Here is a 14,168-nt window from a genome sequence, read left to right as displayed (position 1 = left end):
GACCAAAGGTTTGCCGCCGACTTCCTTCAGATTCCACCTCACAATGGACACCCTTGTCTTAAGCTAAATGGTTGGCACTATCAGCCTCCATTACGGACTTTCACCGATTAGTGCACGCCCATGCTGGCGCACTAGGAGCTGCGAAATCTATAAGTCCCGCATGACAGGTATAAACGTATGGTTTGCCAGTCCTTGCTGCTTCCTCCCCGCCTTTTTTATGGGATTGAGCACATCTATTATCACCAGTAGTCGTAGAATGAGTAAAATCTTGACAGAAACTAGTATAAGAACTGGGCTTTGTGACTGGAGTTCCATTAATATCTACGGTAACACTCGCAATATCCATGCTTTCAGCAAAATTATCCTGAAATCTCTGTAAAAGATCAAGATCTAAAACATCTTTGAGCTGAATATTCGATAAATTTACTATACTTCTTTTTTCGATTTCATTATTCATATTCTACCTCACTTTATATATTGATTTAGTTAATTTTCTATTTATGCAGCATAAGTATCTTAATTTCTTTAATTCGACATTTTATGCCATTATCCTATATATCGACTTATATTCAAATATACTTTAATTTTCTTATAATGTCTTACTGGAAATATAATTTTATATATAAAAAAAGCATCAAATTTAATTGATGCTTTTTTTGGCGACCCAGAAGGGACTCGAACCCTCGACTTCCAGCGTGACAGGCTGGCACTCTAACCAACTGAGCTACTGAGTCATACTTTGGTGGGCACAATAGGGCTCGAACCTATGACCCCCTGCTTGTAAGGCAGGTGCTCTCCCAGCTGAGCTATGCGCCCAAAGTAAATGGTGACTCCTAGGGGAATTGAACCCCTGTTACCACCGTGAAAGGGTGGTGTCTTAACCGCTTGACCAAGGAGCCTTAATATAATTTAAAAATGAAACTCGACTCGCTTTCGCTTGCTGAGTAAGTTCTAGTATCCAAATCATAGATTTGGACTATCACTTAAATGGAGCTGGCAATAGGAATCGAACCTACAACCTGCTGATTACAAGTCAGCTGCTCTACCGTTGAGCCATGCCAGCAATTTAAATGGCGACCCAGAAGGGACTCGAACCCTCGACTTCCAGCGTGACAGGCTGGCACTCTAACCAACTGAGCTACTGAGTCATACCTTGGTGGGCACAATAGGGCTCGAACCTATGACCCCCTGCTTGTAAGGCAGGTGCTCTCCCAGCTGAGCTATGCGCCCAAAGTATAATGGTGACTCCTAGGGGAATTGAACCCCTGTTACCACCGTGAAAGGGTGGTGTCTTAACCGCTTGACCAAGGAGCCTTAATATAATTTAAAAATGAAACTCGACTCGCTTTCGCTTGCTGAGTAAGTTCTAGTATCCAAATCATAGATTTGGACTATCACTTAAATGGAGCTGGCAATAGGAATCGAACCTACAACCTGCTGATTACAAGTCAGCTGCTCTACCGTTGAGCCATGCCAGCAATTTAAATGGCGACCCAGAAGGGACTCGAACCCTCGACTTCCAGCGTGACAGGCTGGCACTCTAACCAACTGAGCTACTGAGTCATACCTTGGTGGGCACAATAGGGCTCGAACCTATGACCCCCTGCTTGTAAGGCAGGTGCTCTCCCAGCTGAGCTATGCGCCCAAAGTATAATGGTGACTCCTAGGGGAATTGAACCCCTGTTACCACCGTGAAAGGGTGGTGTCTTAACCGCTTGACCAAGGAGCCTTAATATTGTCATGTCTTAACCGAATTTGTTTGGCTTTGACCACATAGACTATAATACAGAAATTAATTAAGAGTGTCAACACATTTTTTATAAATTGTCTGTAATTTTGTTTTTATCAACTTTTTTCTACCCTATTGTATTAGTTGTTTTGAAGTATCCACATCTAATTTGCCAATATCATTTATTGCCTTTTTATAATCCGCTAATAGTTTTTCTTTTCCTTTAATTTCCTTATTAATTTTATTTATTTCTATTTCAGAAGATTCTAAGAAAGCATTAAATTCTATAGTATTAACCTCCAAACTATATCCATCTCTTTTAAAATTTTGTCCAGATGCCCTTACTTTCACTGGAAATTTATCATTTATTACGCATATTAATTCCTTATTCCATATTCCTCTCTTATTGACAATATATCTATCTCTAAGCAGATTAAATGATCCTAAATCTTCATCTATTTCCTCTTCTAATGAATCCTTTAGAGCCTTGTAAAAGAATACTGAAATTCCTCTGTTTAATTTTATTTTTAGGAATTCTCTATTTGAAATTATGAACTCATCTATCTCTCCTTCAGCAATTAATTCGACATCTTTATAGTCATAATTATTTAAACCTGTTCCCGTTGGATAATTAACAATTACTCCTTTATATGTCATTCTTCTAACCTTAAATTCACTGCCCTTTTCTTGAATTTCTCCAATAACTTTAACCTTCATAAATAATCACCTCATTTTTTATTATTCCTCTCTTTCATAGCTAATATTACTATGTTAAACTTTATTTAAAGGAAACCCGACTCGTATGCACTCGCTGGGTAAGTTCAAGTAACGAATATAAAATTACTGTGTGAAATTTCGAGTTTCTAAATATAAAATTTGAACTCTCGCTTTTGCACTTTCAATTAATAAGGAGATATTTAATATGATTCATCATGATATATTAATAGTTGGTGGCGGTGCTTCTGGATTAATGGCAGCCATTCGTGCCAAAGACTTAGGAAAAGATGTTGCGATAATAGAAGGAACTGATAGAATAGGTAAAAAGATATTAACTACAGGAAATGGTAGATGTAATATTTCTAACCTTAATGTTTGTTCTCCTTATACTGCATATAATGGTTCAAATAATGATTTTTTTAAGGACTGCTTAGATAACTTTACAATAGATGATACTAAAAATTTCTTTTTATCTTTAGGTTTACCAATAGTAGAATTAGACAATGGAAAGCTTTATCCAGTTTCTCTTCAGGCTTCTTCTGTTATTGATATTTTTAGATTTGCTCTTGAAGAAAAAGAAATTCCTTTGTACCCAAACTGCAAAATTAATTCTATCCATAAGGGAAAAGATTTTAAACTATCCACAACTAACGAAGAATTTCCTTCGTTTTCTTGTGGAAAACTTATTTTAGCAACTGGAGGTAGTTCCGCTGTAAAGACGGGATCTGATGGATCTGGTTATAAATTGGCGAAGTCCCTAGGCCATTCTATAATTAAACCAGTGCCAGGAATAGTTCAACTTAAATTAGACTATCCTCATTTAAAAGCATTATCTGGAGTTAAATTCAATGGAAAAGTCGGGGTATATATTAATGATAACTTGATTAGAGAGGACGTAGGGGAGGTTCTTTTCACAGACTACGGAATATCTGGTCCACCTATTCTACAACTATCCTCCATTGCCTCAAAGGCAATAGAAATGAAACAAAAGGTTACCCTTATAGTAGATATGGTTCCAGAAAATTCTCAGGAAGGTGTCAATAATTTTATTCAAGATCATCTTTCTGTTTTTTCTCATAGAAGTATATCTAATTCTCTTATTGGTGTAATAAATAAAAAACTTATTCCTCCTTTATTAAAGAATATTGGAATTTATAACATTCACCAAAGTTGTGGTGACTTAGACTGGAAATCTAAAAATTTATTATGTGAAAGACTTAAGAAATGGAGTTTTTTATGCACTGGCACAAATGGTTTTAATAATGCCCAGCTTACTGTAGGTGGAATTAATACTAAAGAAGTTAATTCTTATACATTAGAATCAAAAATAGTTAATGATTTATATTTTTGTGGAGAAATTCTAGACGTTAATGGAGATTGTGGAGGTTTTAATCTTCAATGGGCTTGGAGTTCTGGTATCTTAGTAGGGAATACAGCACATGAAAAAAAATAACAGACCAATATATTGGTCTGTTATTTTTTGATTGTACCTAATGTTTAATACATTATTGCCGTGTCCAAATTGCTTCTAACTTAGTTACTTCCCTGCCATCTTTACTTTTTATACTATGAACAGTAATTATATTTTTCTCATCTTCCTTAAGAACTGTAGCAGATACATGAACCGTATCTCCATAGGTTGTCTCTTTTTCAAAAACAACTTTAATTCTCCTTATCTCATATTCCTTTACAATATCAAGGGGAACAGATTCTATAGCCCATTGTATATACTTTACATTATTAACATGTCCATTAGAATCTATATCACTATATCTAGTATTGAACTCCTTAAAATAATCTTCACCTTGAACTTTAACAATATCTTCCATATCAATGTTCTTCTCAAGATCACTTCCGATTGAATATAATTCATACTCTCTTGATGGAATTCTCATCGGCCGTCTTTTTTCTAAATTAATCATGAAAAATAAAGCTACCGCTTCTCCTAGAAGCTCTCCATTTTCGCCACTAATATAATATTTCCTAAAAGCGTAAAACTTTTTGAATCCTATAGGCTCTGTTCTTATTGAAATAACATCCCTATAATTCGGATATTTGAACATATTTATATCATATTTATAAAATACCCATGCACTATTTTTCTCCATGAGATTTTGTATTGTATCCCCTAAAACTTCTGATTGATTATTACCTACATCACATAGAAAATTTACTATAGATGATAATTTACATTTTAACCTATAATCAGCATCATGATAATTTATTTCATACTTTTTAGTAAAATTGTTGGACATTTCTAATCACCTCTTTCTTCTATTTTTTCATATTATTAGCTAAAAATATAAAAAAAAAGGATGGATACTATATCCATCCTAATTACCTATTTATTTAATGCTTCCATTAACTCGTCTACATTAATTCCATGTACCCTAGCAGCTTCTTCAATTGTTTCCGCTTGTGCTGATGGACAACCAACGCAACCCATTCCAAAAGTCATTAAGACTTCAGCTTTACTTGCATCAACTCTAATTGCTTCACCTATTGTCATTTCTTTAGTTATCATATAGTTCACCTCTTATCATTACTTCTTGAATATAATTATATTTTATTTAAGAATCAATGTCAAGTGTTTTAGTCGGAATTAAATCTCGCTTACCCTCATGGTCTGATCTCTCTTTGGCCCAACTGATACTATAGATATTTTAGTTTCAGTAAATTCCGCTATTCTTTCCAAATATTTTTTAGCATTTGCAGGTAAATCTTCATATCTTCTAGCATCAGCTACTGAATTATCCCATCCATCAAAGATTTCATATACAGGTTCACAATTCGCTAAATCTTCCAAACTAGCTGGGAAATAGTCTATGACGTCTCCATTAAACTTGTATCCTACACATACTTTAATATTTTCTAAGCCTGCTAATGTATCAATTTTTGTTACAGCTAGAGATGTTAATCCACTAACTCTTACTGCTGACTTAACAATAACAAGGTCTAACCAACCACATCTTCTTTTTCTTCCTGTAGTTACTCCATATTCATGACCTGTCTCTCTGATCCATTCTCCAACTTCATCCAATAATTCAGTAGGAAAAGGACCCTTACCAACTCTAGTTGTATAAGCTTTTGCTATTCCAACTGCATTAGTTATCATATTTGGACCTATACCAATTCCATTACTTACTCCTCCTGCTGTTGTATTAGAGGATGTAACATATGGATATGTTCCACAATCTATATCTAGTAACATTCCTTGAGCACCTTCAAATAAAACGTTCTTGTTCGCTTTTATTTCATTATATACCTTAACTGAGGTATCCTGAACAAAAGGTCTTATTCTCTTTGCATACTCAGTATATTCCTTTAATATTCTTTCTACATCTAGTGCTTCTCCACCATAAACCTTAGTAATATAGGCATTTTTCATAGCCGTATATTCTCTTAGTTTTTCTTCAAAAACTTTTTCATGCAAAAGATCACAAATTCTTATTCCACTTCTCTCTATTTTATCTGTATAACAAGGACCTATACCTTTTCCTGTAGTTCCTATATCGTTCTTGCCTCTTGCCTTTTCTTTTAACTTATCTAATAACTTATGATAAGGCATTATTACATGAGCTCTATCGCTTATTATTAACTTTTCTGGTGTAACCTTAACGCCTTCTTTTTCTAGGTATCCTATTTCTTCAAATAAAGCTTTTGGATCTACTACAACACCATTTCCAATAACATTTAACTTATTATCATATAATATACCTGAAGGTATTAGGTGAAGCTTGTATTGTCTCTCTCCAACTTCTACAGTATGACCTGCATTATTACCTCCTTGGAATCTAACAACTACCTCTGCCTCTTCTGCAAGATAGTCTGTCATTTTACCCTTACCTTCATCGCCCCATTGAGCCCCTAAAACAATAAATGCTGACATATACGCTGCCTCCTTATGAAATATCTCCATCTTTTATACTACCAAAGTGAATAGGATAGGTCAATAATTAGTCGAATATTTTTTTTAAAAATACATAAATAATTCGTATAATATCAATTTCTATTTTATTTTATCTACTAAATAAGTTATTTTATCTACTTATGTAATCTTTTATTTTAGAGTTAAATATATAAATTAATATTGCTAAAATTTATATTATTTCACATTTTGTTGACAAATTTCAAATAAATGTTGATAATAAAATATAACTAAATTTTGATACAACGGAGTTTCAATAATTAAATTAATATTATTGGGGCTCTTTTTTTATTGTTAAATTGTTCACAATAAAAAATAATGTACCTTTTACTTATCATATTCATGTTTTTGATAGATCAATTTTATTGATCTAATATAATTTGGGGGGCACTTTAATATGGCTTTAAAATTAAAATATCTATTAAACAGAAATCTAAGACAACATTCAGAAAAGGTTTTTGAGGGGATTTCAAACGGAAGGAAAAAAGCTTTGGATAATTGGTTCAAGGATAAATGGGCTCAAATCGAAACTATTAAAAATTCTCTTTTATTGCTAGAAAATAAAGATACTGTGGTTTATGATTTTTTAGCTGAAAATGTGAATAAATATGAGGATTTTTGTGAAATCTTTGTCTTAGACGAGAATGGAATTGTATCTGTTTCTTCTTGCAAAAAACATATCGGATTAGACATGAAAGACTTGGCTAATTTCAAAAGAGGATTAGATGGGGCCTCATTGATGTATGGTCCATATATAGATAAAAGAACTTTAGATACTGATTTAAGCAACAAAACTTTTGCTGATGCTGTTACCTTAATGTTTTCTAGTCCTTGTAAAAATCATGATGGACTTCCAAGAGTTATATGCTGCAGGACTTTAAATGATGATATGAGTAATGTAATACAAGATGAAGATACTCACATTTATAAAGACTCAGGAGATAATTATTTGTTTATGGTAAATTCTAATAGAGGCATTGCACCAGGGACTGCTATCTCCAGAAGTAGATTCGAAGATAATGCTTTTACTTTAGGTGAGAACCTTAAAGATGGCATAAAAACAAAAAGTTGGGGTTTAGTACAAATTAAAGATTATACTGAATTTGAAATCATATTTAATGATCCAGCTACAGACTCATTACATCCAGGCGTTTCTAATACCATTAAGAATGGAGAAAATTTAGATTGTTGGCCTGGATATCCAGATTATAGACATATTATGGTGGGAGGAAAAGGAATATTAATTACTCCACCTAATTGCGATGAGACCTGGGGAATGATGTGTGAAGGTGATATCGATGAAATATATAATTTTCAAAGTATTAATTTAAAAATTCCACTAGTTATATCTTCCTTATCCGCAATTTTTATAATATTAAATGGATTTTTAATTAAACATAATTCAGATATCGCTATAATTTCATCATTATTAACATGGATTATGACTTGTATAACTAGTCTTATTGTTTGTAAAAAAATGGTGGTATCTCCTTTAAATAGAACAATAACCATCCTTCAAGGTATTGCAGAAGGTGAAGGTAATTTAACAAAAAGAGTTACTAAAATGTCCTCAGATGAAATAGGTGAGTTATCAAGATGGTTCAATAAATTTATAAATAACCAAATGAGTATGCTACATAGAGTAAAACATTCTGCTAAAACTACAAAGAAATCCGTGAGTATAGTTTCTTCTATTACAAAGGAAGTTAAAGATGGCATGGATAAAATTGAAAATACTGTTGTAAGTTTATTAGAAAACTCTCAACACCAAAATTCAGTTTTTCAGAATACAAAAAACAATTTTTCAGAAATATCTGCCTCCATACAAGAAATGGACAGCCTTATATTAGAGGTGGCAAGAGTAATTGAAAATACAAATGATAATTCAACTGAAGCTCAAAATATTTCAAAACAAGTTTTAGATAATATGCAAGAGTTAACTACAACTATTAAGAATACTGTAAATGCAATTAGTAATTTACAGGAACATTCAATAGAAATAACAGAAGTAGTTACTGTTATAAGTAGCATAAGTAAACAAACTCAATTACTAGCCTTAAATGCATCAATTGAAGCAGCAAGAGCAGGTGAAAGTGGACTTGGCTTTGCAGTGGTTGCCCAAGAGATTTCTAAATTAGCATTGGAAACAGATGCTGCAACCAAATCTATAAGCAGCGTTATCAATGAAATTCAACAACAAACACAAACTACCTTTGACTATGCTGGTGAAATAAATAGCAAGATAGAGACATCAACTGAAAGTGTTAGAGTATCTATTGATTCCTTCAGTAATATTAATGAGGATATAAATATCATTTCTCATTCAATGAAGTCTATCTCTAAAATAACAGCTTCCCAAAGTTCAAGCATTGATCAGGTCATGATATCTGTTAGCAACATGGCTGATAAAATTGAATTATCTACTGAAAATAACTCCAATAAGAGTGAAGAATCCTTAGCGATAGTTGAAAATATTTTATCAGAAATTAAGCAACTAAAACAAGCTACGGATGTTCTAGAGTATTCATCAGAAAACTTGAACGAAATGGTTGGTTCATTTACATTAAAATAAAACAAGATTTATATGTGTTTTTGTATTATAATAATTCTTATAAACATTTTTATTTTACTGATAGGAGGTCTCATTTAATGATAGAAAAAAATCAAGAGCTACATTATAAAAATCTATTAAGCTTTAGAGGAAACTTTACTGAAAAAGATATGCAAAAGAAAATAAAGAAATTGTATAAGTTTATTACTGATAATAATCTTACTATAACTGGTCCTAAAATCAGCACAACTTATTCATTAACTCAAGCTACAATTGATTTAGAAATATTAATACCTGTAGATAAAGAATTTAAAGAAACAGAACAGTTTAAATTTAAACCTGAACTTAAGCTTATTAATGCACTTAAGTCTACCCATAAGGGTAATCCTCAAGGCTTTGATAATACTGTAATTGAAATGGAAAAATATATCCAAGATAAAAAGCTTATTCCAATTACTTCACTTTATTCCGTTAATGTAATGGAAGTAACATGTGTAGAAGAAATAGACAAGTTTCATACTGACATTTTTATAGCAATTAATCCTAATATTTTTTAGATAATATTTTTTACCGCTATTACTTTGGTAAATTTATATGTATTACAAAAGTATTAAATATTAAATTAATATCCTATAGAGTAAACCGTAAAAAAGTTTACTTTATAGGATATTTCTATGTATAATAGTTAATATAAACCTTTACATTAAGTATATAAGGAAGAGGGGGATATCTTATGAAGAAGATTAGTTCAAAAATAATTTTAATGGCGATTTCTATCGTATTTTGCACAGCACTAATTATAGGTACATTTGTTGGTATACAAAATTACAACACTAATACTAATATGATTTCTACCTTGGATAAAACAATTCGTGATAATTTTGATAATGAAATTAATTATCAGGTTCAGAATGCTCTATCAATGTTAGACGGTGTAAATAAAAGGTTTGAAAATGGTGAAATTACAATAGAAGAAGCTAAAAAGCAAGGGGCCGACCAGTTAAGGGGTCTGAAATTCGGCAAAGATGGCTATTTTTGGGCCGATACTGAGAATGGGGTTAATATTGTTTTAAATGGTACTGCAACTGAAGGAACAAATCGTTTTGAAAGTAAGGATGCTAACGGCAAATTCCTTATAAAAGAAATAATTAGCCAAGGTATGAACGAAAATGGTGGATTTTCTGATTATGCATTTCCTAAAAAAGGAGAAACTATTCCACTTCCAAAGAGAAGTTTCAGTCAAGAATTCAAACCTTTTAATTGGATAATAGGAACTGGAAATTATACTGACGATATAGATACCGTAGTTTCTGAAAAAGAGAAAGAATTACAAGATTCATTTATTAATGGCCTAGTGATTATGGTAGGAATTTTAATACTATTAATAATAGTATCTTCTGGAATTGCTTATTATTTTAGTAAAAAAATAACTAAGCCAATCCTGCTTATAACAGAGCTGGTAGACAAAACAGCAAGATTTGATTTAGTCTATGATTCTAGTTTTGAGATAATAAATAAATATAAAGATGAGACAGGAAAGATAGGAATATCAGTAATTAATTTAAGAAAAGAATTAAGAAATATTGTAGATTTTATAAAGAGTGATTCAACAGAGATTTTAAAATTAGCTAATACTCTCTCTTCAGCTACTGGTGAGACAGTTATCTCAATTAACACTATTAATCAAACTCTGGAGGAACTATCAAAAGGATCTGTCTCTCAGGCTACAGATGCACAGGGTGGTGCAGAAAGTTTATCAAGTTTGTCAGATGAAATTGAACTTTCAGCTAAAAGTTCAGATATGGTAAAAGAATACTCACATGAAGTTAAAGATGTAAATTTAACAAGTAAAGATACTTTTAAATCTTTAAAAGTAAAACTTGAGGAAAATAATTCTGCAACTAAAGAGGTCTCGAATAATATTGGAACTCTATTAGAAAAATCAGCCTCAATTGGGAAAATAGTAAGTTCTATTCAGGGAATTGCTGCCCAAACAAATCTTCTTGCATTAAACGCAGCTATAGAGGCGGCAAGGGCAGGAGAAACAGGTAAAGGATTTGCAGTAGTTGCAGATGAAGTAAGAAAACTTTCTGAGGAAACTGATATTTCGGCAAAAGAGATTGGTACTGTTATTAAAGAAATTCAAAATGAAATTGAAAAAGCTAAAGCTAGCATGAATATTGGAGAAAATCTTGGTAATGAAGTAAATAGTGCTATGGAAGATACTGATAAGTCTTTTAATGTAATTGAAGTAACTATTAATAATACCATAATGAAAATTAATGAACTTTCTAAAAACATAGAAAAAGTAAATCAAGATAAAAATGGAATTGTACATTCTATTGAATCTATTTCAGCAGTTTCGGAAGAAACTGCCGCTGCGACGGAAGAAGTTTCTGCATCTATGCAAGAACAGATGGTTAGTATGGACAGCATAGCTTCAGACAGTGATGAATTAAAAGATATAGCAAATAGACTAGGGAAACTTGTAGATAAGATACAATTATAGTTTATTAATACTAAATTAAATGGTAGTTTCATTTACATTAAAATAGAAAACATAAAAGCTATCTCAAGGCAGTTATCTTGAGGTAGCTTTTTTCGCTTTCCAAGTTAAATTAAGAATATTTTAATGTTAAATATTTGAAATTTATATTAATATTTAGTATAATTGAGAAAAATCAACAAGATTATGAAAAATTACAAAATGAAATTGAGAAATTAGAATTTACATTAGTTAATGTCCAAGTATTTTTTAAAGATCAATATTATGTTGAAAATGTTAATGTTGACGATAGAGGTACAAATGAAACATTCGTTACCAAAACTAATGTTACTGAGGAAGAAGCTCCTAAATTATTAAAAGATATTCAAGCGAAAATCAAAGAAAATTTCGTTTTGAAAGTTCCAAATAGCATAACATTACTTAACAATGATTATAAAATACTTGGTTCTAATAATAACTATCCCGAAGATGGTGAGGATAATTAATAATTTAATTACTACGCAATCTTCTTAGAGGGTGTCTTAATTGCAAAACATAATATTAAAAGCTATCTCAAAAAAATGAGATAGCTTTCTTATTACATTGATTTTGACTTATCAGCACACTTAACTACAGCTTCAATGACAGCATTTCTAAAACCTTGTTTTTCTAGCTCTGCTACTGCATATATTGTTGTACCTCCAGGTGAACATACCATATCTTTAAGTTCTCCTGGATGCTTGCCTGTCTCTAATACCATTTTAGCTGATCCCAGCACGCTTTGTGCTGCCATTCTATACGCTTTCGCCCTTGGCATTCCAAGTTTAACTGCAGCATCTGCCATAGCTTCTATAAACACAAAAACATAGGCAGGTGATGATCCACATAATGCAATGAATCCATGAAAGTCTTTTTCATCTAATTCTACATATTCTCCGAAACTCTTATATAGATTACAAACATATTCAAGTTCTTCCTTAGATACATTCTTATTAATACAGATTGCTGACATAGCCTCTCCAACAAGCGCTGGTGTGTTCGGCATTGTCCTAATTACCTTATATCCATCTCCAAGCCAGTTTTCTATATCTTTAATAGAAACACCTGCAGCTATTGTTACTATAAGCTTATTAGTTGATAAACCCTCTTTTATCTCTTCAATGACCTCTTTATACATATAAGGTTTTACAGCTAAAAATATTACATCAGAAGCCTTAACAACTTCCTTATTATCTAATGTGCTATTTACCTCTAGTTCTTCTTTTAATCTCTTTGCTGAGGTCTCTGTTTTAGTAGATATTATTATGTCTTTCTTGTTAACAAATCCAGACTTAATTAGTCCACCTACCATGGCACTTCCCATGTTTCCACAGCCAATAAAACCAATTTTTTTACTCATTTTATAGCCCCCAAATTTTTCTTATTGATAATTAACAGTATCCAAATTAGCAAATTTGCTGAACTCAGCAAGCCAAGCCATCTTAATACTCCCAACAGGACCATTTCTCTGCTTTGATATAATACATTCAGCGATTCCCTTATCTTCAGTCTCTGCATCATAATATTCATCTCGATATAAGAACATAACAACATCTGCATCCTGCTCTATAGACCCTGATTCTCTTAAATCTGAAAGCATAGGCCTATGATCAGCTCTTTGCTCTGGAGCACGAGATAACTGGGATAAGGCTATGATAGGACATTCCATTTCTTTTGCTAAACCCTTAATTGATCTTGATATCTCTGACACTTCCTGTTGTCTGCTTTCAGTATTTGATCCCGACATTAACTGGAGATAGTCGATTAATATTAAATCAATGCCATACTCCATCTTAAGTCTTCTACACTTAGATCTCATCTCCATTACGGAGACACCTGCACTATCATCTATGTATATTTTAGCCTTAGATAAAGGACCTGTAGCCCTTGCTATATTCTCCCAATCCCTATCTTCAAGAGTCCCGGTTCTAAGCTTATGCATATCTACATTAGCTTCTGAACAAAGTAGCTTATACGCTAACTGCTCCTTTGACATTTCTAAAGAGAATATAACTACACTTTTACCTTCTCTAAGGGCAGCGTGTTCTGCAATATTTAACGCAAAGGTTGTTTTACCCATAGATGGTCTTGCTGCAATAAGAACCATATCTCCTTTTTGAAAGCCTGAGGTCATAGAATCTAAATCCATTATTCCAGATCCTACTCCAGAAATCTCTCCCTTGTTATTAAAAAGTCTTTCTATTTCTAAAAAGCCCCTTTCAAGAACAACATTTAAGGGTTCGAAATCATTAGAACTCTTCTTCTCTGCAATATCAAATATCTTCTTTTCTGCATTATCTAGGACATTTTCCACATCACCTTGCTTATTATAGCTATCTTCTATAATTAAAGTAGATGCCCTTATAAGTTTTCTTAAGGTTGATTTTTCTTCAACTATCTTTATGTATGAGGATAAATTAGCCGTAGTAGGCACTGATGAGCTTACTTCGGTAATATATGTCACTCCACCAGCCTTTTCTAATTGTTCACTAGACTTTAAATGTTCAAGTAAAGTTAACATATCTACAGCCATATCCTCTTTAAACATATCGAATATAGCTCTATATATTATTTTGTGCCCATCTCTATAGAAGTCAGTATCCTGTAATTTCTCAGCAACCTTAGCAATTGCAGTCTTATCTATAATCATAGATCCTATTACAGATTGTTCAGCTTCTATACTCTGAGGTAAACTTCTCATTACTGAAGCCTCCAAAAG

At 32.3% G+C, this 14,168-nt stretch carries 11 protein-coding genes, 11 tRNA genes and 1 pseudogene; 5 read left to right on the top strand and 18 right to left on the bottom strand.

Features of this window, described 5'->3' with window-relative positions; translation table 11 throughout:
- Positions 1 to 133: 133 nt before the first annotated feature.
- The 13 genes and pseudogenes from CLVI_RS12620 to CLVI_RS12560 all read right to left on the bottom strand — a co-directional run.
- Positions 134 to 457: pseudogene (locus CLVI_RS12620) on the bottom strand (PocR ligand-binding domain-containing protein); the annotation flags it as partial.
- A gap of 200 nt (positions 458 to 657) precedes the next feature.
- Positions 658 to 734: transfer RNA gene (locus tag CLVI_RS12615), tRNA-Asp, on the bottom strand.
- A gap of 6 nt (positions 735 to 740) precedes the next feature.
- Positions 741 to 816 (bottom strand) — tRNA-Val (locus CLVI_RS12610).
- Between the two features lie 8 nt (positions 817 to 824).
- Positions 825 to 899, bottom strand: a tRNA-Glu gene (locus tag CLVI_RS12605).
- A gap of 89 nt (positions 900 to 988) precedes the next feature.
- Positions 989 to 1,063: transfer RNA gene (locus CLVI_RS12600), tRNA-Thr, on the bottom strand.
- Positions 1,064 to 1,071: 8 nt separating this feature from the next.
- Positions 1,072 to 1,148: transfer RNA gene (locus CLVI_RS12595), tRNA-Asp, on the bottom strand.
- Between the two features lie 6 nt (positions 1,149 to 1,154).
- Positions 1,155 to 1,230: transfer RNA gene (locus CLVI_RS12590), tRNA-Val, on the bottom strand.
- A 9-nt stretch (positions 1,231 to 1,239) separates the two neighbouring features.
- Positions 1,240 to 1,314, bottom strand: a tRNA-Glu gene (locus CLVI_RS12585).
- An 89-nt stretch (positions 1,315 to 1,403) separates the two neighbouring features.
- Positions 1,404 to 1,478: transfer RNA gene (locus tag CLVI_RS12580), tRNA-Thr, on the bottom strand.
- 8 nt (positions 1,479 to 1,486) lie between these two features.
- Positions 1,487 to 1,563: transfer RNA gene (locus CLVI_RS12575), tRNA-Asp, on the bottom strand.
- A 6-nt stretch (positions 1,564 to 1,569) separates the two neighbouring features.
- Positions 1,570 to 1,645 (bottom strand) — tRNA-Val (locus tag CLVI_RS12570).
- Between the two features lie 9 nt (positions 1,646 to 1,654).
- Positions 1,655 to 1,729: transfer RNA gene (locus CLVI_RS12565), tRNA-Glu, on the bottom strand.
- 132 nt (positions 1,730 to 1,861) lie between these two features.
- Complete coding sequence (locus CLVI_RS12560) at positions 1,862 to 2,446, bottom strand: hypothetical protein (RefSeq protein ID WP_106060477.1); 585 nt, start codon at positions 2,444 to 2,446, stop codon at positions 1,862 to 1,864.
- 205 nt (positions 2,447 to 2,651) lie between these two features.
- Between CLVI_RS12560 and CLVI_RS12555 the strand changes: the two genes are divergently transcribed.
- Complete coding sequence (locus CLVI_RS12555; RefSeq protein WP_106060476.1) at positions 2,652 to 3,899, top strand: BaiN/RdsA family NAD(P)/FAD-dependent oxidoreductase; 1,248 nt, start codon at positions 2,652 to 2,654, stop codon at positions 3,897 to 3,899.
- A gap of 52 nt (positions 3,900 to 3,951) precedes the next feature.
- Here the strand turns inward: CLVI_RS12555 and CLVI_RS12550 are convergent, their stop codons facing one another.
- The 3 genes from CLVI_RS12550 to CLVI_RS12540 form a co-directional block, all read right to left on the bottom strand.
- A complete protein-coding gene (locus CLVI_RS12550) occupies positions 3,952 to 4,701 on the bottom strand; it encodes an acyl-[acyl-carrier-protein] thioesterase (protein ID WP_106060475.1) in 750 nt (249 codons plus the stop codon).
- An 86-nt stretch (positions 4,702 to 4,787) separates the two neighbouring features.
- Entirely contained in the window at positions 4,788 to 4,970 is a 183-nt protein-coding gene (locus CLVI_RS12545; protein ID WP_106060474.1) for a DUF1858 domain-containing protein, read from the bottom strand.
- Positions 4,971 to 5,048: 78 nt separating this feature from the next.
- Entirely contained in the window at positions 5,049 to 6,335 is a 1,287-nt protein-coding gene (locus tag CLVI_RS12540; RefSeq protein WP_106060473.1) for an adenylosuccinate synthase, read from the bottom strand.
- A 436-nt stretch (positions 6,336 to 6,771) separates the two neighbouring features.
- Between CLVI_RS12540 and CLVI_RS12535 the strand changes: the two genes are divergently transcribed.
- From CLVI_RS12535 to CLVI_RS12520, 4 genes are all read left to right on the top strand, one after another.
- On the top strand, positions 6,772 to 8,946 hold the full coding sequence (locus CLVI_RS12535) for a methyl-accepting chemotaxis protein (protein WP_106060472.1): 2,175 nt from the start codon (positions 6,772 to 6,774) through the stop codon (positions 8,944 to 8,946).
- A gap of 77 nt (positions 8,947 to 9,023) precedes the next feature.
- A complete protein-coding gene (locus CLVI_RS12530) occupies positions 9,024 to 9,482 on the top strand; it encodes a GyrI-like domain-containing protein (protein ID WP_106060471.1) in 459 nt (152 codons plus the stop codon).
- Between the two features lie 176 nt (positions 9,483 to 9,658).
- The gene (locus CLVI_RS12525; protein ID WP_106060470.1) at positions 9,659 to 11,434 is read left to right on the top strand and encodes a methyl-accepting chemotaxis protein; all 1,776 of its coding nucleotides are present in this window, start codon (positions 9,659 to 9,661) and stop codon (positions 11,432 to 11,434) included.
- A gap of 134 nt (positions 11,435 to 11,568) precedes the next feature.
- Positions 11,569 to 11,916 carry a hypothetical protein gene (locus tag CLVI_RS12520; RefSeq protein WP_106060469.1) on the top strand — a complete coding sequence of 116 codons (348 nt, stop codon included), beginning with the start codon at positions 11,569 to 11,571 and terminating at the stop codon, positions 11,914 to 11,916.
- 92 nt (positions 11,917 to 12,008) lie between these two features.
- Here the strand turns inward: CLVI_RS12520 and proC are convergent, their stop codons facing one another.
- A complete protein-coding gene (proC, locus tag CLVI_RS12515; protein WP_106060468.1) occupies positions 12,009 to 12,809 on the bottom strand; it encodes a pyrroline-5-carboxylate reductase in 801 nt (266 codons plus the stop codon).
- A gap of 21 nt (positions 12,810 to 12,830) precedes the next feature.
- A complete protein-coding gene (locus CLVI_RS12510; RefSeq protein ID WP_106060467.1) occupies positions 12,831 to 14,165 on the bottom strand; it encodes a replicative DNA helicase in 1,335 nt (444 codons plus the stop codon).
- Positions 14,166 to 14,168 lie beyond the last annotated feature (3 nt).

The organism is Clostridium vincentii, assembly GCF_002995745.1.
Taxonomy (GTDB): domain Bacteria; phylum Bacillota; class Clostridia; order Clostridiales; family Clostridiaceae; genus Clostridium; species Clostridium vincentii.
This window is presented reverse-complemented; position numbering and strand designations above follow the sequence as displayed.